The organism is Bacteroides sp. 1_1_14, from assembly GCF_000162515.1.
In the GTDB taxonomy this organism is placed as follows: Bacteria; Bacteroidota; Bacteroidia; order Bacteroidales; family Bacteroidaceae; genus Bacteroides; species Bacteroides thetaiotaomicron.
Map to the genome: position 1 here is coordinate 151841 of NZ_GG774712.1, position 20890 is coordinate 172730.

At 41.0% G+C, this 20890-nt stretch carries 19 protein-coding genes; 11 read left to right on the top strand and 8 right to left on the bottom strand.

Translation table 11 applies throughout. The features are described from left to right. Positions 1-67: 67 nt before the first annotated feature. The 5 genes from HMPREF9007_RS27890 to HMPREF9007_RS02460 all read right to left on the bottom strand — a co-directional run bounded on the left by HMPREF9007_RS27890 (position 68) and on the right by HMPREF9007_RS02460 (position 2837). Positions 68-157 (bottom strand): hypothetical protein, encoded by a 90-nt coding sequence (locus HMPREF9007_RS27890; RefSeq protein WP_277754715.1) that lies wholly within the window; start codon positions 155-157, stop codon positions 68-70. Next, complete coding sequence (locus HMPREF9007_RS27895) at positions 121-777, bottom strand: sensor histidine kinase (RefSeq protein WP_277754717.1); 657 nt, start codon at positions 775-777, stop codon at positions 121-123. Before HMPREF9007_RS27895 ends, HMPREF9007_RS27890 begins: the two co-directional genes overlap by 37 nt. Positions 778-888: 111 nt before the next feature. Continuing rightward, positions 889-1524 (bottom strand): outer membrane beta-barrel protein, encoded by a 636-nt coding sequence (locus tag HMPREF9007_RS02470; RefSeq protein WP_008763514.1) that lies wholly within the window; start codon positions 1522-1524, stop codon positions 889-891. An 11-nt stretch (positions 1525-1535) separates the two neighbouring features. Then, positions 1536-2180, bottom strand: a complete 645-nt coding sequence (locus HMPREF9007_RS02465) for a DUF4136 domain-containing protein (protein ID WP_008763515.1) — start codon at positions 2178-2180, stop codon at positions 1536-1538. Positions 2181-2282: 102 nt separating this feature from the next. Beyond that, a complete protein-coding gene (locus HMPREF9007_RS02460) occupies positions 2283-2837 on the bottom strand; it encodes a DUF4251 domain-containing protein (protein ID WP_008763516.1) in 555 nt (184 codons plus the stop codon). Positions 2838-3519: 682 nt separating this feature from the next. On the opposite strand from HMPREF9007_RS02460, the gene HMPREF9007_RS02455 reads away from it, so the two are divergent. The 9 genes from HMPREF9007_RS02455 to HMPREF9007_RS02415 all read left to right on the top strand — a co-directional run bounded on the left by HMPREF9007_RS02455 (position 3520) and on the right by HMPREF9007_RS02415 (position 13344). After that, positions 3520-3927 (top strand): hypothetical protein, encoded by a 408-nt coding sequence (locus tag HMPREF9007_RS02455; protein WP_008763518.1) that lies wholly within the window; start codon positions 3520-3522, stop codon positions 3925-3927. A gap of 3 nt (positions 3928-3930) precedes the next feature. Next, positions 3931-5235: a DUF3440 domain-containing protein gene (locus HMPREF9007_RS02450; protein ID WP_008763519.1), complete on the top strand. Its 1305-nt coding sequence runs from the start codon at positions 3931-3933 to the stop codon at positions 5233-5235. Continuing rightward, positions 5232-5774 (top strand): ParB/RepB/Spo0J family partition protein, encoded by a 543-nt coding sequence (locus HMPREF9007_RS02445; RefSeq protein WP_008763520.1) that lies wholly within the window; start codon positions 5232-5234, stop codon positions 5772-5774. The genes HMPREF9007_RS02450 and HMPREF9007_RS02445 overlap by 4 nt, the downstream gene beginning before the upstream one ends. Before the next feature lie 359 nt (positions 5775-6133). Next, positions 6134-6478, top strand: a complete 345-nt coding sequence (locus tag HMPREF9007_RS02440; protein WP_008763521.1) for a hypothetical protein — start codon at positions 6134-6136, stop codon at positions 6476-6478. A gap of 13 nt (positions 6479-6491) precedes the next feature. Beyond that, positions 6492-8318: a hypothetical protein gene (locus HMPREF9007_RS02435; RefSeq protein ID WP_011107606.1), complete on the top strand. Its 1827-nt coding sequence runs from the start codon at positions 6492-6494 to the stop codon at positions 8316-8318. 14 nt (positions 8319-8332) lie between these two features. Beyond that, complete coding sequence (locus HMPREF9007_RS02430) at positions 8333-8902, top strand: DUF3575 domain-containing protein (RefSeq protein WP_008763523.1); 570 nt, start codon at positions 8333-8335, stop codon at positions 8900-8902. An 11-nt stretch (positions 8903-8913) separates the two neighbouring features. After that, a complete protein-coding gene (locus tag HMPREF9007_RS02425; protein WP_187325303.1) occupies positions 8914-10434 on the top strand; it encodes a DUF3868 domain-containing protein in 1521 nt (506 codons plus the stop codon). 36 nt (positions 10435-10470) lie between these two features. Then, a complete protein-coding gene (locus tag HMPREF9007_RS02420; RefSeq protein ID WP_032850745.1) occupies positions 10471-12171 on the top strand; it encodes an Mfa1 family fimbria major subunit in 1701 nt (566 codons plus the stop codon). Positions 12172-12390: 219 nt separating this feature from the next. Further along, positions 12391-13344 (top strand): FimB/Mfa2 family fimbrial subunit, encoded by a 954-nt coding sequence (locus HMPREF9007_RS02415; RefSeq protein WP_008763526.1) that lies wholly within the window; start codon positions 12391-12393, stop codon positions 13342-13344. A 105-nt stretch (positions 13345-13449) separates the two neighbouring features. On the opposite strand, the gene HMPREF9007_RS02410 is transcribed toward HMPREF9007_RS02415, so the two are convergent. Together HMPREF9007_RS02410 and HMPREF9007_RS02405 are read right to left on the bottom strand one after the other, a co-directional pair. Further along, positions 13450-14409, bottom strand: a complete 960-nt coding sequence (locus HMPREF9007_RS02410; protein ID WP_008763527.1) for a helix-turn-helix domain-containing protein — start codon at positions 14407-14409, stop codon at positions 13450-13452. Positions 14410-14650: 241 nt separating this feature from the next. Further along, on the bottom strand, positions 14651-15610 hold the full coding sequence (locus HMPREF9007_RS02405) for a hypothetical protein (RefSeq protein ID WP_008763528.1): 960 nt from the start codon (positions 15608-15610) through the stop codon (positions 14651-14653). A 204-nt stretch (positions 15611-15814) separates the two neighbouring features. Between HMPREF9007_RS02405 and HMPREF9007_RS02400 the strand changes: the two genes are divergently transcribed. Next, the gene (locus HMPREF9007_RS02400) at positions 15815-16744 is read left to right on the top strand and encodes a UDP-glucuronic acid decarboxylase family protein (protein ID WP_008763529.1); all 930 of its coding nucleotides are present in this window, start codon (positions 15815-15817) and stop codon (positions 16742-16744) included. Positions 16745-16767: 23 nt separating this feature from the next. Beyond that, the gene (locus HMPREF9007_RS02395; RefSeq protein WP_008763530.1) at positions 16768-17901 is read left to right on the top strand and encodes a hybrid sensor histidine kinase/response regulator; all 1134 of its coding nucleotides are present in this window, start codon (positions 16768-16770) and stop codon (positions 17899-17901) included. Positions 17902-18025: 124 nt separating this feature from the next. Here the strand turns inward: HMPREF9007_RS02395 and HMPREF9007_RS02390 are convergent, their stop codons facing one another. Then, positions 18026-20890 (bottom strand): PD-(D/E)XK nuclease family protein, encoded by a 2865-nt coding sequence (locus tag HMPREF9007_RS02390; protein ID WP_008763531.1) that lies wholly within the window; start codon positions 20888-20890, stop codon positions 18026-18028.

Sequence of the window (20890 nt, forward strand, 5' to 3'; positions counted from 1 at the left end):
GTTAATGAGGGGAGTTTCAAATCATAATTATCAGCTTCTATTCTATTCTCTATCCGGATGCAGTCTCCTAAACGGACTTTATGAAGAAAATATAAGAGTCGATGAAAGAGAGTTCGGATTCTATAGTAACCAGACGCTGTTGCTGGCTTTGTAATATATATCGGTATACATCAGACAAACGTTGGGTAAATAGAATTGCGTTTTGGGAGCATACTCTATTTCGGATATAAGTGTATTGAGACTGTTGAAGAGAAAATGAGGATTCAGCTGATTTTGCAAAGCTGCATACTGTGCCTTAATGGAATTCTCTTCGACTTGTTCCGTTCTTTCGTGCAGAAGAACTAGCTGCCTGTAAAAATTGATAGTCAAAGTAAGGTTGGTTATTACCATTTCTACCAGCCAGACTAAGGCTATCATTCTCAGCCCGGACCCTTTCAGAGTAAATGGTGCAGGAACCTCAAATATGGCTTTGACTATTGACAAGACCAGATAATTCATTAAAAACAGAATAATTGCCGTCAGAATGCAATCGATAATCAATCGCTCTTTTCGTTTGACCAGAAACTGAAAGCTTCGCTTTTGCCAGTTGTGAATCATTAATACTCCGAAACCGACTAGATTAAAAGCGGCAAGTATCAGGATAAATGACTTGAAAGAAATCAGTACTTCCAGATGTTGCGGGGTGAAGTCGGAATAAAGCAAGAGAAACAGATATGAGAAAAATGCCAATCCTGAGAATAGCAAACCAATAAACAGATAATTGAACTTTTGCCGCATATTGAACGTAGACTTTATATATTACAAATTTAACAAAAAAACAAGAGGTCGCCAAAAGTAACTATAACATTTTGTACTTCCTCTTGTCTTTTTGAGAGAATCTAGATCATGTCAGAAACAAACACCTAAGCGGAATCCAATATTATTATTTCCATCCTGACAACCGGTCAGCAACTCGCTTTTGTTGGTGGCATAACTATAATATGCAGCCAGATGGAAACCAAATCGGCTTTGGGAAAACGGATAAATGTTCACCCCAATTTCTGGAGAGACATAGAACCCCCAGGGTTTATCTGTCAGACTTATAGTATTCAGATATGTTGTATTTTGGGCATACATGGTTCCTATTTTGGTGCCAACATAAGGTTTCAGGCATCCATTGCTGATAAATCGGTATGAAGCGGCAAGCCCGAATGGTAGCTGGAAAGCCGACTCTTGTCGGTCAGTAGTCAACGAAGCAGTACCTTCAGTTATGGTTTGACGCGGAACATATTTATGATTTGTATGGAAATCAAGGAAAGCCCCCAGGCTCCAGTGTGGAGTAAGGAAATAACCTCCTTCCAGGTTCATACCCCAACCACTGATTTTATCGGCAAAATTCGTATTGAGAGGAGCATTCATCTGCCAGTCTACATTAAAATGCAATCTATCGCTGATATCCTGTGCATAACTACTGAAATAAAACAGGCCCGATATCATGAATGCCAGAATATACTTTTTCTTCGGAATAAATTTTATTGTTTTCATAATTTTGCTTTTTAGGATTTCTTGATATAAGGAGATTGGTCAAACGCTTGATTGACCGCATCCAACGTTAGTTGCATGTTATATTTGGAATTCTCAAATAATAGTCCGGTTGCGTATGAATGCCAGATTACCGGTAACTTTACTTTCTGACTTGTATCCTCGGGATGGTCTGTCAAATTTACCATTTCCATTATCAATGTTCCTGTATTATAACTATAAGTTACAGGATACGGATAATACCAGTCGTTCCAATATGGTCCCCAATAACCGGGGCCCCACCAGCCGTTATACCATCCGCCTCCATACCATCCGCCGGTTCCTATTATTTGGGTTGTTTGGCGCGTGAAAGAGAGCTGTAACCCAATGTTAGCATTCTTAATCACTTTAACCCTTGTATAACCACGGGTATCCATCTCATCAGCAACCTGCTTAATAATTTCTTGTGCATTCTCATCCTTCCAATACTCCGCCTTCATTCCCTGTCCTATCAGTAGAATACTATCGGGCAAACAATAAGTTTTGAAATCATTGAAATTAGTTTTGCTGTCATAATTGGTGTAAACTGTGAAATTATTGTCAAGCTTACTTAAATCCGGATCTTTTTCACACGAAGTGGCAAGTACTGCCATTAATCCTATAAACAGATACTTTTTCATATTCTTTCTTTTAAGTGTTAAACCATAGTTGTTTTTAATTTAATGCCTATAGTCAGCTAAAATATTTTAACTTGTTTATTTACTAAACACACATTTTTTACCTTAGAGTGAATTGCCTTTGAATACATTGGCCTTAGCCATTGGGAGTAAACTTCCTGTTAATGAAAAGTTGTTTGAATTGAAGTTCGGACTTATGTCTACCGATGCGTTATTACTTCCTTTATTCAAGCGGATGTTCACCTGTGCTGATATTCCGACTCCCATTACGTTCATCGAAACGGATATATTACCTTTTTTGTCGGTAGTCTGCTTATATCCGGATATATTCCCGTTGACAGTAATGCCGCCTAGACCGTTGGGACCGCTGATCGGAATATTGAAGGCTACCTGAACCACAGCTTTATTACCTTTTACCGCTACAAAATTTGTGTTGGGAGAAACGAAAGCTGTGGTACCATATTTAAACATAACATGATCTGCTTCCAAAATGAAGTTTTTCATTTCTATAGCTTGTTTAGCTTCATCGAAAAACATTTGGTCGAGTAATTCTTGTTCAGCTTTTTTTTGTTTGCGGGATTCTTCTTTGACAGTTTGTGCCTGAATGTTTCCCATGCTAATGAATAATAGCAACATTGATAAGATTGATAACTTTTTCATAATTGTACTTTTTGAGTTATACTTTTTCTTTTCTTTGGTTCAAAGATAGTGCGCCGATTTTATTTTCTTCCGGTTTTTTTTACTGAATCGTAAACGGCAATTTCCCAACTGTAGATATGGTGTGCTGAGTCGTGAAAAGTCTGTTTCTGGATACCATTCAGCAGATAATTGATGCTATTCAGGTTTGCCGTTTCGTTAGTTGGATACATACGTACTGCTATATCGTTGAGATCTGTATTGAGGTCGGTACAAGTGATGTAACGAAATTTTCTTGATAGAATCGTGAAGAGAATTACCGATCTGTTACGGCTATACCCAATTGAAAAAAAATAGTCTTTGTTTCCGTTTCCGGAAGCAAAAAGGGATTGTTTTTTATAAGTATAATGGAAATAGGTATAATAAAAAGTTTCATGTGGAAAATAATGAAGAGACTTTACTGGAAAGGGAAAGAAGGATTGAGAAAATATTGCAGGGACAAGGAAGAAACCATATTGCTTTGTATAAAGTAATCGGCTGTCGGAGCATAAAAATACGATTGGATTAATGCACTCATCAGATGGTGGGAGAATTGGAAATAATTATGAAACAAGAGGGGGAATTGCTAAAAAATAAATTTTTTACGCATGCTTTGTGCTGAAACGAGGAAATTTTACCTATTTTTGTCTGTCTATTTTTGAATGCTATGATACAGGTAATACAATTAAAAGGAAAAGACAAACATTTATATCAGCTTTTGGCGCCTCTAGTAATGGATCCGGATGTAATACGTGCAAATAATAACTATCCGTTCAAGACAAGCGAAGATTTTGTTTGGTACATTGCGATTGATAACAGAGATGTGATAGGCTTTATTCCGGTTGAACAGAAAAGCGGGAAAAAGGCTGTCATTAATAATTATTATGTAGCTGCGGTGGACGAGAAACGAAAAGAGATCTTGTCGCTTCTGCTATCTTCTGTAGTCACGGCATTTATACCTGCGGGTTGGACGCTTAACTCTGTCACGCTGATACAAGATCAGGAAACTTTTGAGAAATTCGAGTTTGCATCTATGGACAAGAAGTGGACACGCTATGTAAAAATGAACAGATGAATTATGGGAAAAAAAACAATCACAGGAACAAAAAATGTATATGAATTAGCACAAGAGCGACTGAAAGTAATATTTAACGAGTTTGATAATATTTATGTATCTTTCTCGGGAGGAAAGGATAGTGGGGTTCTGCTGAATATGTGTATCGACTACATCAGGCGGAATAATCTGAAAATACGTTTGGGAGTGTTTCACATGGACTATGAGATTCAATACAAGATGACTATCGACTATGTGGACAGGATACTGGAGGCGAACAAGGACATCCTGGATGTATACCGTGTGTGCGTGCCTTTCCGGGTATCTACGTGTACATCTATGTATCAGTCCTTCTGGCGGCCCTGGGAGGATAACAAGAAAGATATCTGGGTACGCTCCATGCCTAAGAAGGCCATGAAGAAGGAGGATTTTCCTTTTTACAATACGACCATGTGGGATTATGAATTCCAGATGCGTTTTGCGCAGTGGCTCCATCAGAAAAAGGATGCGGTACGCACCTGCTGTCTGATCGGTATCCGTACGCAGGAAAGTTTTAACCGCTGGCGATGTATCTATATGAGCCGCAAATTCCAGATGTATCATAAGTATAGATGGACTTCAAAGGTCGGAAATGACATCTATAATGCCTATCCCATCTTCGACTGGAAGACGACGGATGTGTGGACGGCAAACGGAAAATTCCAGTGGGACTATAATGTACTGTATGACCTGTATTATCGTGCCGGAGTCAATCTGGAACGTCAACGGGTAGCAAGCCCGTTCATCAATGAAGCGCAGGAGAGTCTGGCGCTCTACCGGGTGCTTGACCCTAACACCTGGGGGAAGATGATAGGACGGGTGAATGGCGTGAACTTCACCGGTATGTATGGAGGCACGCACGCTATGGGATGGCAGATGGTGAAACTTCCGGAAGGGTACACCTGGAGGGAGTTTATGTACTTCCTGCTCTCTACCTTGCCGGAACGGGCCCGAAAGGGGTATCTGCGTAAACTGTCTGTCAGTGTACATTTTTGGCGAACCAAAGGAGGCTGTCTGAGTGATTCCACCATTCAGAAACTGATTGATGCCAAAGTGCCGATTATCGTGATGGACAACAGCAACTATAAGACATACAAGAAGCCGGTGCGCATGGAATATCAGGATGATATCGATATTCCGGAATTTAGGGAAATACCGACTTACAAGCGTATGTGTATCTGTATCCTCAAGAATGACCATGCCTGCAAATACATGGGATTCTCGCCGACCAAAGAGGAGATGAGTAAGAGAAGTCAAGTTATGGAACAATATAGAATCATAGTATCATGAGTGTAGATAAAAGTCCGGTCTACGAGGTGAAAGCAGTGCCCGTAGAAAAAGTATTAGCGAACGATTATAACCCGAATGTCGTAGCTCCTCCCGAAATGAAGTTACTGGAGCTTTCGATCTGGGAAGACGGTTTTACAATGCCTTGTGTATGTTATTACAATAAAGAGGAAGATAATTATATCCTCGTAGATGGTTATCACCGATATACGGTATTGAAGACATCGAAACGGATTTATAAGCGTGAGAACGGATTGCTTCCGATTGTGGTGATCGATAAGGATTTGTCCAATCGTATGAGCTCTACCATCCGGCACAACCGTGCCCGTGGGATGCATAATATTGAGCTGATGTGTAACATTGTAGCAGAATTGGACAGAGCCGGCATGTCCGACCAGTGGATTATGAAAAATATCGGAATGGATCGGGATGAACTGCTGCGTTTGAAGCAGATTTCGGGACTGGCGGATTTGTTTGCCAACCGGGAGTTCAGTATCCCGGATGAGGTGGCACCTACGGAGACAGAACGTAAAACACTCTGATTTTTCACCTATATCATAGTATATAACATAGCCCTCGGATGAGATTATCCGGGGGCTTGTTTTATTATGGAATTTATTTATATTAATTCACACTAAAAGTTTCGAATGCTGAAACTTTTGTCTTTTTTTTATTCTAATAGTGCAAAATGCCTGTTTTACTACTCCTTATTTTTAGATTTCGCAATATTCCATTCGGACGACCTCTTTATTAGCCATATAAGATAACTTTCATTGTCTGTATGAGAAATGAATGAAATTCGCAGAGTCATGCAATATCCCGACATTTGCATTATGAGATTTTGACTGATTACAGATTAAGGCTTGACTGAGTACCAATGTCAGGTAAATACGAATGTTTAATGAGATTAGAGGGATTTAAAGTGAATATTGGGTTGTTCAACCTTTTATTATTAGTAGCTATATTATCTTGTATGGATGATACTTTCACTAATAATACTACTGCCAAAGGGACATTTATTTCGATCAGAGGAATAGGTGTTCAGAGCAGTACACATCTAGTCAATCCGGAAACGTATGATTTTGTATTTTTTGCCAATGAACCGTATTATATTCCCGTAATAAACCAATTGAATTATATTACTGCTTATGATAATCTGAATGATATTGTGTATTCAGAACGCTATTCCTTGTCCGAACAATTAATTCCGATGATACAGGAGGTTAATTATCAATACGTTGCGTGAAAAGATGAAGAAAATGATGAAATATATAATGAAGATATTTGGTCTGGTGATCATCTTACTGATATCCGCCTGTGAGCATGAAACATTGTTGACGGGAGAGCCGGATGATCCGGGAGATATTTCGGAAGACAAGGTACGGCTTGAGATTTTTGCACGGGCGAATTCATACCGCCTGCCTTCGACCAGGGCACTAGGGGATGAAAATACGGTCGAAATGACTCCCTGGGTACTCGTGTTCAGAGGGAGTGGCACAGGGGCTATTTTTGTAGAAGCTGTGCAGGCCTTCGAGTTTGCAGGAAAGCGATATGTCCTTTTAACTAAGCGGACTGATGGAAGTAAGTACCAGTTGCTGATATTAGCTAATCCGATGGCTCAGTTTTATTACGGAAATGCTTCTACGGGATATGTTTTCAATGAGTCACAACTTACTGAGAAGTTGATTGAGGGAACAACTACCCTGGCTACTGCATGTACGAACTTGCTGACGGAGCCGGCAAGTACTTCTCCTGCCCGCATCCCGTTCAGCGGTGTGGGTGAGACGATACCGATGAGTTATTTGCTGGAAGTAGATAAGGTGGATAATACAACGAAGATAGAAAAGAGTGACGGGAGTTCGTTGATGCTTCTTCGGGCGGTTGCCAAAATCGTGGTTGTTAATGAAGCATCGAACTTTGAACTGGAAGGAGTATCTGCTGTGGCAAACGTTCCGCGACAGGGGCAGTTGCATAACCTTATCCCTGCTTCTATTATGGGCAATGCTGGTAATTTGACGAATTATCAATACGATGCTTCATGCTCGTTGCCTTTGGTGTCAGCAGAAACGATAACCAATAAACAAAGTACCGAAAACAGTCCTATTTATATCTATGAAACCAATACCCAGACTTATAGTACATATCTGATCATTCAGGGAATTTATGAAACTAAAAGCTATTATTACAAAATGGCGATAGTAGATAAGGATCTGAACTATATGAATATATATCGGAATCATGCGTATACTTTTACAATAAAGAAAGTGCATGGACGGGGGTATGATACCGTAGCGGATGCAAAGCTTTCTAAACCGTCGAATACGGATCTGGATTTTGAAATTACAGTGGACGACAGTAATTCTTATGAGATTATAGCTAACAATGATTATTATCTGGGTGTGAGTAATTCTGTCTTTATAGCTTATTCTCCGGATGATGCGAGTACTTATGAGGCTTTTAAAGTGATAACGGATTGTGAAAAAGCTTTTCCGGATGCGCGTACAATAACCGACAATATGGCCGAAGCTGATAATTCGTTTGCGCTAAGCAGTCCCGCTGACGGAAAATTGCCTATAGTAGCAAGCACTTCTCCACGTGTCACTCCGGTCAGTGTATTGATACAAAGCTGGCTGATGTATAGTGAAGTGGGGCAGAGTTTTGAGGGAAGAGATAAAGTGAATGCATATATAACATTAAAACTTGGAAATTTGGAAAAACAGGTTCATATCAGACGAAGAGCGGCTATTGATGCCGGCGGTACCATACTTAAATACATGCCTGCCAATAGTTATCCGTTTCCGACGACTGGTGAGGTGGATTATCATTGCCTTACCGGGGAGGTGGAAGATGGTACTGACAATCCTAAGGAATGGATAAAATTACTGCCATCTTCGATGGTGGACAGAAATGATACGGATAAAATCATAGTGGAAGACGGGCATATCTATATTAAAATAATGCCTAATACGGCTTCAACAACGAGAAACGGTATCGTGTATCTGACAACAATTATGCCCGGTAGTTTATATACAGGTGAAAGTACGGTGAAGCGTATCAAAATTGATATCACTCAAAAGGGTAATTAATAAACGTAAGATAAATGAAGAAAGTTAGTATACTCATAGTATTGGTGCTCGGATGTTTTATCGAGAGTAAAGCTCAGAAAGTTGCGCTTAAAAGCAACCTTCTATATGACGCTACGACTACCATGAATCTCGGGCTGGAATTCGGACTGGCACGTAAGTGGACGCTGGACGTTCCGGTGAACTATAATCCCTGGAAGCCGGACAACGGAAGACGTCTGCGCCATTGGGGAATACAGCCGGAAGTCCGCTACTGGTTTTGTGAGAGGTTCAGACGTACGTTCATCGGAGTGCATGGACATTATGCAGACTTCAATGTCGGTGGGTTCCCGGACTGGTCGTTTATTAGTGAGAATATGCAGAATAGCCGCTATCAGGGATATCTGTATGGCGGGGGTGTTTCCGTCGGTCATTCATGGATTCTGAAGAAACGCTGGAGCATCGAAGCATCGGTAGGAGTGGGGTATGCACATATTGTATATGACAAATATCCGTGCAGGGCGTGTGGTACCAAACTGAAAGACAGCAGTAAAAACTATTTCGGTCCCACCAAAGCGAGTGTGTCACTTATTTACGTAATTAAATAAAGTAGAATAGAATGATGAACAGAAGTATACAATTCATCGTGTGTGTATTGGCTATCTTATGTCAGAATATAAATCCGGCAGTTGCCCAGACACGCTCTTATGACGGGGTTATCTCTGTAGTACCGGTACAGTTGGAACAGCGCGGTAAATCGGTTTATATAAATATTGACTTCGTTCTGGAGGATGTAAAGGTCAAATCGGCACACGGAGTGGATTTTATTCCGCAACTGGTTGCTCCTGCACATACTTACAATCTTCCGAAAGTATCCATCAAGGGACATAATGAATACCTGGCGTATGAACGCTGGCTTTCATTGATGAGTGCGAAGGAGAAGGATAGCTACGAAAAACCTTATGTGGTGGAAAAGGGTAGCAAGAAAAGAAATGATACGATTCGATACAGATATATATTGCCTTACGAATCGTGGATGGACGATGCCCGGGTGGACGTACAGCGCGACGAATGCGGCTGCGGCGAAATTCAGCTGATGGATGTGGAACCACTTGGGGATATTGAACTGGAACGTATATTAGTACCTTACGTGGTAACACCTTTCTTTGCCTATTTGCAGCCTAAAGCGGAAGAAGTGAAGAGCCGTGATATACAGGCGGAATGTTTCCTCGACTTCGAGGTGAACAAGATTAATATTCGTCCGGAATATATGAATAACCCGAAGGAGCTGGCTAAGATCCGTGCGATGATTGATGAATTGAAGTCTGATCCTAGTATCAAGGTAAACAAATTGGATATTGTAGGCTATGCTTCACCTGAAGGATCATTGGCAAATAACAAACGTCTGTCCGAAGGACGTGCGATGGCGCTACGTGATTATCTGGCATCCAGATACGATTTCTCGAGAAATCAGTATTATATCATCTTTGGTGGTGAAAACTGGGATGGACTGGTGAAGGCGCTGGATACGATTGATTTTGAATATAAAGATGAAGCGCTGAATATTATCAATGATATCCCTGTTGAAAAAGGTAGGGAAGCTAAGTTGATGCAGCTTCGTGGCGGAGTACCTTATCGATATATGTTGAAATATATATTCCCAAGTCTTCGTGTGGCTATTTGTAAGGTGAATTATGAGATTAAGAACTTTAATCTGGACGAAGCGAAAGAGATCATAAAGACACGTCCTCAGAATCTGAGCCTGAATGAAATGTTTATGGTTGCCAACAGCTATCCGAAGGGTTCTCAGGAATTCATCGATGTGTTCGAGACTGCGGTCCGGATGTATCCGAAGGATGAGATCGCCAGTATTAATGCTGCCGCTGCTGCTCTTTCGCGTAATGACTTGGTATCTGCGGAACGCTATCTGAATATGGTAAATGTCAATAAGCAGCTGCCTGAGTATAGCAATGCTATGGGTGTATTAATGTTATTAAAAGGAGAGTATGAACATGCGGAAGAATATTTGAAAGCCGCAGCCAAATCGGGTCTGCAAGCTGCCGGACAGAATTTGGAGGAACTGGCTAAGAAAAAAACGAATGCAGCTGAAATAGAAAAAATAGAAAATAGGGATAAATAAACTAGTTACAAACGCTTTTATTAATTTGTAAAAACAATGAAGAAAAAGAATTTTTTTATGTTAGCGCTTGCTGCTGTGGCTTTTGCTGCTTGTAGTAACGAAGATTTAGTGCCGACTGGGAATCCAGGTGATGATAATCAATTGGTGACAGACCCGACAGGAGACGCATGGGTGGCATTAGCTGTAAAGACTCCGGTACAAACTCGTGGATTGCATAACCCGAATCAGGAAGCTGCAACAGAGGACGAATCAAAAATCACTACAGTGCGTGCCATATTCTTTACGGCAAATGCGAATGAGGATGCTGCAACTGTAACTGCTGACTTGACATTGGATAATGACGAAGCTGGTCTTGATGCCAATGGTATTCCTAGTGGGGCTGCAGGTAAGGCTTTTAAAGTCCCTGCAACTTCTAAACGAATATTGATTATTGCGAATCCATCTCCTAAATTTGAAGCAAAGACTGCTAGTGAGACAGATCAAAAATGGCCTGTTGGAACGACTTATGCAACAGTAAATGCAGCTCTTGACGATACTTCGGCTTCTATGACAACTGCTGGTAAATTTATGATGTCTAACGCCAAAGGTTCGTTAGAACCTTCAGATGAAGATGAAGCTTCAGGAACATTTGGTGAACCTGTCGATTTATCTCTTTATGCAACTGAGACAGCAGCTACTAATAATCCAATATCTATCAGAATTGACCGTGTTGTATCAAAAGTTCGTGTATATGTTACTGCTGATTCTGATGCTAAGGCAACTATTTCGGGTGCGGGATGGGTGTTGAATGCTACTAACAAGACATTCTTCCCTGTATCTAAGAGAACGTTGACTTGGAATGAGACTCCTGCTAAAAAACCTTTAGGTGCTCGTGGTACATGTATTACTCCGTTTGACCAGTATAAGATCGGTTCATACAGAGTTGACCCTAACTATAGTACTCAAGCTTTGGCTGACTATAATGCTTATACCAGTACTTCAGCTCCTTCAACTTGGAATGATCCTACAACTACGGTGAATAAAGTTGCTGAATATTGTCTTGAAAATACGCAGACTGCAACTCATAATGTACATGCTTATACTACACATGTACTATTGAAGGCTAAATTCATTCCGTCTGAATATGGCAGACCTGCGCCAAATAATAATAATCCATCTACAGCTCAGGAAGCAGATCCAAAGCTTGTCGGTGACTGGATGTTAATCAATGGTGGTTTCTATACTTTTGCTACATTAATGGAGTGGATTGAGGCAGAATTGAAAGCTAAATATGCTGATAAAGAGCCTACTACCTTCCCGACTGCTCGTACTACTGCGTATAATAGATATTTAGCTGCTGTTGGTGTAGGTGAAATTAGCCTTCCTGCTACAGCTGATGCTGCAGCTATTACCAGTCTTGTTGACGATTTTAAAGCAACAAAAGCTAATGTAGGAAATGTTGCAGCTAAAGACAGAGCTATAACTGTAACAGGTCTTACTTATTATGTAGGTGCTGTAAGTTACTACAAAATTATGATCAAACATGATGATACCAGTGCTGTAACAAATGAATTAGGTGAATTTGGAGTTGTTCGTAACTCTGTTTACGATATCAATGTTAAGAAGTTTAACAATCCAGGATATCCGGCTATTCCGGATCCGGACGAAGGAACGCCGGATGAGAGTGACGAAGGCTGGTTGTCTATTGAAATTATACCTAATCCTTGGACTTGGTATACTCAAGAGGAAATTATGTAATTCGGAATTAGTAATAGAAATAGATTTTTCAAATAAAAGTTGTGGGAGAAACTCTCCCACAACTTTACTCCCAATATTTTCAAAGTTGCCGAAAACTTTTTAAAATTTCGGGATATTACTTTCGATGGAATCAATAAAGTATTCTATCCTCTGAATTAGGAAATAACGAGAAAAGAGATTATTTCTTTTCCTCTATATATAATTGAAAAAAAGGAAAATATGAATCTAAAAAGCCTTATATGTTACGTTGCCTTAGGTATTCTGTTGATGAGTTCCGGGATAGTAGCTTCATGCGACAGCTTTAATGAAGACCTGCCGGAATGCCGCTTGTCAGTGAAGTTCAAGTATGACTATAACATGGAGTTTGCGGATGCGTTTCATGCTCAGGTAGATAAAGTAGAACTTTATGTATTTGATAAGAATGGGAAATATCTGTTTAAACAAGCTGAAGAGGGAAGTGCATTGTCTACCGGCAATTATCTGATGGAAGTTGAACTTCCTGTCGGACAATATCAGTTTATGGCATGGGCCGGTGCACGTGATTCATATGATATCACTTCATTGACACCTGGTGTCTCTACTCTTACGGATTTAAAATTGAAACTAAAACGTGAAGCCTCTCTCATCATCAATAAAAGGATGGAAACGCTCTGGTATGGTGAAGTCATCAATGTCAACTTCGATGGGACCGTCCACCAGACTGAGACGATAAATCTGATCAGAGATACAAAAATCGTACGATTTGGCTTCCAGTCTTATACAGGCAGCTGGACACTGGATATGAATGACTATGACTATGAGATTATAGAATCTAATGGACATCTGGGACATGATAATTCATTACTGGATGATGATGTGTTGAGTTTCCGACCTTACTATATGGAACAGAAGGATCCTGCGACTGCCTATGTAGACATGAATACAATGAGACTGATGGAAGACCGGAAAACTCGTTTGGTGCTTACTGAAAAAGCATCCGGAAAGAGAGTGTTCGATATAAATCTGATTGATTATCTTGCTATGACCAATGCGGAGGGTAAAAATCTGAGCACACAAGAATATCTGGATCGACAGAGCAACTATCATATAATCTTTTTCTTGTCTGAATCATGGCTTGCTGTACAGATTGTTGTCAATGGATGGGTGCATCGCATTCAGGAAGAGAATCAATAGAATGATCTAAGAATAGTGGGGAACTATTATTAGTGGGACAGGATAAATAGTAATATCCTGAAGGGAGAATAGCCCGGGTCGATAATGATCCGGGCTGTTTGTACTTTAGAGAGTATCGATCACTGTACGTTGCTTTTGCAGGAACTCGATACGCTGGGCTTCTCCACTTTCTGAAATTAGTGTGGAATGTCGTTTCAATGATTGAATCCAGTTCCGCTGTATCTGACAGATTTGCGGACTTTGCGAATCCATCGAATTGATGGAATACACCCGGAGCAAACTGACTTGGTAGTCTTGTTTCTCTATGTAGGTGTAAGTCGCTTCGAAATCAATGTTTGAGAGATAGAAAGAGACTTTTCGCCCCTCACTGAATTCTCCCTTAACAGATAGTGTCTCCATGACTGAAAGCAATTGGTAGAGTTCATCTTTCAGGTGTGCCACGTCGTCTTCCGTAATCAGATTCAGACTTGCGAAATACTTGATCTCTTTGACAAAGGAAAGAAAGATGTTGCTATCCCAGATAAAATAGGTCTTCCGACATTGCTTTACACTTTCACTCAGCTTATTATGTGCTTTCACGATTCTGTCTTCTACCTGCATCTCTGCCAGTGAGTTCGGTGTTTTCATTTGCCCGTTCTGATAAATCCATCGGCAAAGGCGGAACTTAGACATGTATTCGTAAGATGAATAAAGTGTGAAGGGAAGAAGATTGGAAGCTGTATATACTTCCGTCGTATCGTCTCCTTTCACATAATCGAATATCTGCTGATAACGGCTGATAATCTCATAATAACTTTCTAAAGTGTTGGGCGAATGCAGCAGGTTCATATCAAAAGTAACTCTATTGGAAAGGTGGTTACCTATAATCTGATCAATAGAAATCCCCAGTTTTTTAGACAGAAGGGCTACTTCGTCGATAGTAAAAGCTACTTCACCCCGTAGTCTGCGATAGACGGCTTCTTTACCCATATACAAAATGTCTGCCAGAGAATTGGCAAGATTTTGTCCTTTGGGGATCCGTTCTTTCATTGCAGTAATCAACTCGTTTACAATACCATTTTTCATTGTTTGTTCTCTTTTATATACGTTAATACTTTATGTGATACATTCTATGCAAAATTACGGCATGTAAACGAGAGTTTTGTGTGGGAAAACAGTTCTGAAGAGTAAGAGCTTTTTCTCATTTGATAGAATAGAGATAGAAAAAGAACGTATAATGGAAAAAAGTAGGCAATAAGCTTGTCTACTTTCATGATTTGGAATTATAAAATTCAGTTAGTTTCGATTATCGAAATTAGGAAGAACTCTATAGAGCATCAATGATTTCGCGCTGTTGATTAAAGAATTGGATGCGTTGCATCTCACCACTTTCTGAGATGAGTGTAGAGAATTTCTTTAATGACTGAATCCATTCTTTCAGACTTTGAAACATCTGAACGTCCTGTGTAGTGAGTGAATTAATGGAATAAACACGTATCAGACTAAGTTGTAGTGTACTTGTCTCGAGATAACTGTAAGTCGCCTCGAAGTTGATTTGTGACACATAAATATGCACATCATTACCAAAGTCTGTCTTTCCTTTTATAGCAAGCCTTTCCAACTCATCTGTAAGTATCAGCAATTCTTCTTTCAGATTTTGCTTCATTTCGTCTGAAATGAGATGTATGTCGGAAAAATACTGTATATCATTGATAAGATGAAGAAAAACCATGCTGTCCCAAATGTAATCGGTAGAATGAATATGATGCGAAAGTTTCGCAAAATCTTGCTGGACATTGATTATCTTTTGAGGAATCTCCAGTTCTTCGAAATGTTTGCACTTAATATGTTCATTCTGATACATCCACTTGAAGAAACGGAACTTGGCCAGAAGTTCGTGCTTCAGATATAGTGTCTGCGGAATTACATTGGAGGCTGTACCTAATGAGGCATTCGGATCTTCCCGCAGCGTATGGAATAACTTGACGTGCTTGTTGAGGAAATCATAGTAAGTTTCGAAGGGGTTGCCATGATCTACTACATTGATATCGAACATTGCATTGTTGCTGAAGCTAACTCCGGCAATTCTGTCCAGGGATATCCCCAGTTCTTTTGAAATAATGGCTGCTTCCTGAAATGTAAAGGGGACTTCGCCACGCAGCCTCCGGTAGATAGCTTCCTTACCCATATAAAGGGTATCCATTAATATATTTGCCAATTGTCCTTTTGCAGGGAACTTTTCTTTGGCCGCTTCTATCAGGTTTGTATTAAGTTCATTCATTATCATAATCCTATTGAATTAGTGGTTTGTTTCTATTAATAACACTTGACACAGGAAAGTTGTTTCGGAAACTGAAACTATTTTATTTTTGCTTTTCTTAAAAAATATCCACCTTTAAAATTGTATATTATGAGCAAATCGTTTACATTTGCCTCTATAAACAAGACGGGGAAGTTCTCTTCTCTGAAAAACAATAGTTAAAATTAGAAGATGAAAAGAATATTGGTAAGTGGCGGGGCTGGATTTATAGGCTCGCATCTTTGTACTCGACTTGTAAATGAGGGACACGACGTTATATGTTTGGATAACTTCTTTACAGGTTCTAAGGACAATATAAAGCATTTGATGGGAAATCATCATTTTGAAGTTGTAAGACACGACGTTACTTATCCTTATTCTGCCGAAGTGGATGAAATTTACAATCTGGCTTGTCCGGCGTCACCCATTCATTACCAACATGATCCGATTCAAACTGCCAAAACATCTGTGATGGGGGCTATCAATATGCTCGGACTGGCGATGAGACTGGATGCCAAAATACTGCAAGCCTCCACTAGCGAAGTGTATGGTGATCCAATTATTCATCCTCAGCCGGAAAGCTATTGGGGAAATGTGAATCCGGTAGGTTATCGCTCATGTTATGATGAAGGAAAGAGATGTGCTGAAACCTTGTTTATGGATTACTACCGCCAGAATCAGACTCGCATCAAGATCATTCGTATCTTTAATACTTATGGTCCGAGAATGCTTCCTAATGATGGTCGTGTGGTCTCAAACTTTATCATACAGGCGCTGAATAATGAAGATATCACGATATATGGTGATGGGAAACAGACACGCAGTTTTCAGTATATCGATGACCTGATAGAAGGAATGGTGCGGATGATGGATACGGAAGATGACTTTACGGGTCCGATAAATATTGGAAATCCGAATGAGTTTCCGGTTCTTGAATTGGCGGAAAGAGTGATCCGGATGACTGGCTCTACTTCGAAGATAGTTTTTAAACCTCTGCCGACCGATGATCCGAAACAGCGTCAGCCAGATATAAAACTGGCAAAAGAGAAACTAGGATGGCAGCCTACCGTCGAGCTGGAAGATGGGCTGAAGCGTATGATTGAGTATTTTAAAAATGTCTGATGTAACATAAAAAATAGAATGATATGAATGTGGAAATTAATCCTTCCGAATATAAGGTCCTTATTGTGGACGACGTAATTTCAAATGTCCTTCTGCTGAAGGTGCTTCTGACCAATGAGAAGTTCAATATTGTAACAGCAGGCAATGGAACTCAGGCTTTGGAGCAGGTGAAGAAAGAAAAACCTGATCTTGTGTTGCTGGATGTGATGATGCCGGATATCAGCGGTTTCGAAGTAGCCCAGCAAATGAAGGCCGATGAAGAAATGAGCGAAATTCCAGTGATCTTTCTTACTGCTTTGAATAGTACGGCGGATATCGTGAAAGGATTTCAGGTGGGCGGTAACGATTTTATTTCCAAACCGTTTAATAAAGAGGAACTGATTATTCGTGTAACGCATCAGATCTCGTTGGTGGCAGCCAAACGAATTATCATAGCACAAACAGAAGAGTTGCGCAAGACTATCATAGGACGTGATAAACTCTACTCTGTGATTGCACACGACCTGCGTTCGCCTATGGGCTCTATTAAGATGGTGCTCAATATGCTGATTCTGAACTTACCGAGTGAAACTATCGGCTCTGAAATGTATGAACTGCTGACAATGGCCAATCAGACAACAGAGGATGTATTTTCCTTACTCGACAACTTATTGAAGTGGACGAAGAGTCAGATTGGTAAGCTGAAAGTTGTTTACCAGAATATCGATATGGTAGAAGTAGTGGAAGGAGTGAGCGAGATCTTTACAATGGTAGCCGGGCTGAAGAATATCCACATTGCTGTGGAAATACCTGAAGATCGTATGGAAGTACGTGCGGATATTGATATGATTAAGACGGTTATCCGTAACTTGATAAGTAATGCAATCAAGTTCAGTAACGAGGGATCGGAAGTCTTGGTATCACTGAGAGAAGAAGATAGCATGGCGATAGTTAGCGTGAAGGATAGCGGGTGTGGTATTGATGAAGAAAATCAGAAGAAATTGTTGCATACCGATACGCATTTCAGTACTTTCGGTACAAATAATGAAGAAGGTTCGGGACTCGGACTGCTGCTCTGTAAGGACTTTGTTACTAAGAACGGAGGTGAGCTCTGGTTCACTTCGAAGAAAGGAGAAGGTTCTACGTTCAGTTTCTCGATTCCGTTGTTGGAAAGCTAATATAAGTTCGATATAAGATAAAAACCTGTCCTGTTTTCTAAGCACATTACTTTAGAGAAGTAGTGACAGCTCAGAATAACAGGACAGGTTTTGTTTGATAGTTATAAATTATTCTTTCAGCATTTTATCGTTTACAAATGGCTTTAAAATCACAATAAGCACATTTCTTTGTATCTTCTGTCTGTGTGAAAGGCTCATTCTCATCGAATATTTCTTTTAATAGTCTTTGCAGACGTTCTCGGAATTCATCTTCAAAAAAGGCAAAGTTGTTGACCGGAATCTTCGGTTGGCGTGGCTCTCCCATTTCAATGACGGGCGAATAGCTTTCAGAGGCTGCCCGATGGATGTAGAGAAGGGAAGGAGCTACTTTCAGAGACTGCTGCCGGCTCATAATGGCAGCATACAGGAAAGTCTGGAAGATATAGTTGGGACGCGTTTCCGACGGAGTAAACAGTTGCTCGATGTTGGCAGGCGTCTTGGGGCTTCCTCCGGTTTTATAGTCTACAATACGCAGGGTGGTGTCTTTGGCATCCATACGATCGATGGTTCCTCCCAATCGGAGGGTGATCGGACCTTGACCGGTCTGAATCGTTATCTTTTCGGCAACAGGTTTTTCCATGGCGACCATTTCGAAGGGGGCGTATTGCAGGTCATTCCTCAGCAGTTGTTTCAGATAGGAGACGATTACTTTGGAGTTGATGAGTTGTACGCCATTATATTCGGGCTTTTCGTCTGCCGGAACCTTGAAAAGCTCTTGCTTGAAAGCGAGGTCAACATAGTTTTGTAGTTTGACTTCGTTGCGCAGCAAGCGTTCCAAATCTTCTTTTTGTATTATTTTCCTGTTAGCGGTCAGGTCTGTATAAGCTAATTGGGCGGAGAGGTGGAAGATGGTTCCGAACAATGCGGAGTCGATTTCCGCACTGACTTCGTCCGGTGCTTTTAGTCTGGCTACATAACGGTAATAGAATTTCAGCCGGCAATCGAGATAGGCGTTGAGGGCTGAAGGAGAAAGTATATACGATTGGGGATTCGAACAATCATAAGAGCAGCGAAGTCGTTCGAATACTTCCGGAGTTTTCTCTATGCTGATATCTGTTGTACCTTGAGGAGATTGTCCGGCTTCAAGATATTCGCGGGTAATCTTGTGAGGCCCTTCTACAAGCAATTGTAACATGAAACGGGATTCTTCTCCACGGTTCAGCCCATTGGAAGAAGTGTTGTAAAGCAAGGTGATGTTTTCCGCCCGTTGTATCAGTCGGTAGAAATAATAGGCATAGACCGCATTTTTGTGTTCGATGGTGGTCATACCGAAAGCTTTCCGGAGGTTATAGGGAATAAAGGAAGAATCACCTCCTGATTTAGGCAATTGTCCTTCGTTGAGAGAGAGAAGGATGATATTGCGAAAGTCAAGGTTACGGGTTTCCAGTACTCCCATGACTTGCATACCAATGGCAGGTTCACCATGGAAAGGAATGTTGGAGGCGGTCAGCACTTTGCTGACCAGGCGTCTTAGTGTGTCGGTGCGTACATTCAGCTCTCCGGTTTCTATCAGGCTATAGAGACGGTTGATGGTGGTATAGCTCTTGAAGAGGGATTCCCGGTAAAGTTGGTTGAAGATATCGTTGTACTCGCTTTCTTCCCGATAGAGAAGGGAGATGTCTTTGATTAATTCGGTCAGGTAGTCGCATAACTCCTTGATGCCGCTTCGGGGAGTGAAAAGTTTGATCAGGAAATCATCCATTTTCAGTTCCGAAGGGAGCGGGTAGAAGCGGTTAGTCTTGGTCAGTTCCCGTTCCAGAGGTTCAGCGTTGATGGATAGCTGACGGGTATATGGGTGCTTCAGTATAGCGGATACGGTTTCGTAGGTGAAACGTCCGGTAGCGGTACGGTAGCCGTTCGTTTGTAATTCCATAGCGGCATTAATAAAGCTGTATACCGGAGTTTGTGCAAGCGGGAAACCCATCGTGATGTTGACGTTCTTCACTTCTTGCGGGATGGAGTGGAGTACGGGAAGCAGCAGGGCTTCGTTGCAGAGGACTACGGCGTTCTCTTTTTCTTCGTTGGCAGTGGAAAGAGTACTTTGTACCCATTCCGGAAGAAAGCGGGCTTGCGCGTTCTCGGTAGAAGCGGAGATATAGCGTATGTTCTTCGGCTTCCGCAGAGTGTCGAAACAACTTTCGGGCAATTCATTCGGGAATAGTTTTAGATTACGGTTGATGAATTCTCCGGCTTCGTGTTTGACTATTTGCTTGGTATAAAAGAGATCGTAATCCCAGTAGAACATGGCTTTATCCGCATCTTGTAATAGCTGAAAGAACTTGGTCTCTACTTTGTTGAGCACGTTGAAGCCGACAAAGATATATTTGTCGTATTTCAATCGGGTGGTATCGAGTTGCTCGATTACATTGCGATATAACATTCCTTCATAGGCTATTCCGAGTTCCGCTAAGTTCTCACGGTAGCGGTGGTAGATAGTACCCAGTTTGTCCCAAAGGGAGATAAACTTCTCTTTGAGTACGGTACGACGCTCGATAGAGAAGTTTTGGAAGAACTGTTGAATCGCTTCTTCCTGCTCTTTATCAAGGAATTCATAATCGTCCATCAGATTCTTCAGGTCCTGCAAGTTACTGAAGAGCTTATCCGCATCTACCAGGTTTTTATCTACATCGTCGAAATCGCTGATCAGCAGCTCGCCCCAAAAATAGAAGTCGTCCAGTGTTTCCTGGCTTTCTGTTTCTTCACGGAATACTTTATATAGTTCGCAGACCAACCGGATAGGGTCACCCGCTTTCTGTACAGATAACTTCCTGAACAGGTCGCTGATACTCATTGCGGCAGGAGACCAGATCGGTTGGTCGGATTCTCCTGCCAGATGTTCGTTGAAGAATAAGTTGGCACGCTTGTTAGGGAAGACGAGTACTGTACGAGACAGATCGTTTCCTATCTTGGCATATAAATCGTGAGCGACTAGTTGGAGAAATGATTGCAT

Excerpts from the sequence above, each read along its gene's own strand:
- HMPREF9007_RS02430 (WP_008763523.1), top strand. The coding sequence starts at position 8,333 with ATGAAGAAAGTTAGTATACTCATAGTATTGGTGCTCGGATGTTTTATC.
- HMPREF9007_RS02435 (WP_011107606.1), top strand. The coding sequence starts at position 6,492 with ATGATGAAATATATAATGAAGATATTTGGTCTGGTGATCATCTTACTG.
- HMPREF9007_RS02420 (WP_032850745.1), top strand. The coding sequence starts at position 10,471 with ATGAAGAAAAAGAATTTTTTTATGTTAGCGCTTGCTGCTGTGGCTTTT.
- HMPREF9007_RS02415 (WP_008763526.1), top strand. The coding sequence starts at position 12,391 with ATGAATCTAAAAAGCCTTATATGTTACGTTGCCTTAGGTATTCTGTTG.
- HMPREF9007_RS02470 (WP_008763514.1), bottom strand. The coding sequence starts at position 1,524 with ATGAAAACAATAAAATTTATTCCGAAGAAAAAGTATATTCTGGCATTC.
- HMPREF9007_RS02410 (WP_008763527.1), bottom strand. The coding sequence starts at position 14,409 with ATGAAAAATGGTATTGTAAACGAGTTGATTACTGCAATGAAAGAACGG.
- HMPREF9007_RS02445 (WP_008763520.1), top strand. The coding sequence starts at position 5,232 with ATGAGTGTAGATAAAAGTCCGGTCTACGAGGTGAAAGCAGTGCCCGTA.
- HMPREF9007_RS02465 (WP_008763515.1), bottom strand. The coding sequence starts at position 2,180 with ATGAAAAAGTATCTGTTTATAGGATTAATGGCAGTACTTGCCACTTCG.
- HMPREF9007_RS27895 (WP_277754717.1), bottom strand. The coding sequence starts at position 777 with ATGCGGCAAAAGTTCAATTATCTGTTTATTGGTTTGCTATTCTCAGGA.
- HMPREF9007_RS02460 (WP_008763516.1), bottom strand. The coding sequence starts at position 2,837 with ATGAAAAAGTTATCAATCTTATCAATGTTGCTATTATTCATTAGCATG.
- HMPREF9007_RS02405 (WP_008763528.1), bottom strand. The coding sequence starts at position 15,610 with ATGATAATGAATGAACTTAATACAAACCTGATAGAAGCGGCCAAAGAA.
- HMPREF9007_RS02390 (WP_008763531.1), bottom strand. The coding sequence starts at position 20,890 with ATGCAATCATTTCTCCAACTAGTCGCTCACGATTTATATGCCAAGATA.
- HMPREF9007_RS02440 (WP_008763521.1), top strand. The coding sequence starts at position 6,134 with ATGAGATTAGAGGGATTTAAAGTGAATATTGGGTTGTTCAACCTTTTA.
- HMPREF9007_RS02425 (WP_187325303.1), top strand. The coding sequence starts at position 8,914 with ATGATGAACAGAAGTATACAATTCATCGTGTGTGTATTGGCTATCTTA.
- HMPREF9007_RS02395 (WP_008763530.1), top strand. The coding sequence starts at position 16,768 with ATGAATGTGGAAATTAATCCTTCCGAATATAAGGTCCTTATTGTGGAC.
- HMPREF9007_RS02455 (WP_008763518.1), top strand. The coding sequence starts at position 3,520 with ATGATACAGGTAATACAATTAAAAGGAAAAGACAAACATTTATATCAG.
- HMPREF9007_RS02450 (WP_008763519.1), top strand. The coding sequence starts at position 3,931 with ATGGGAAAAAAAACAATCACAGGAACAAAAAATGTATATGAATTAGCA.
- HMPREF9007_RS02400 (WP_008763529.1), top strand. The coding sequence starts at position 15,815 with ATGAAAAGAATATTGGTAAGTGGCGGGGCTGGATTTATAGGCTCGCAT.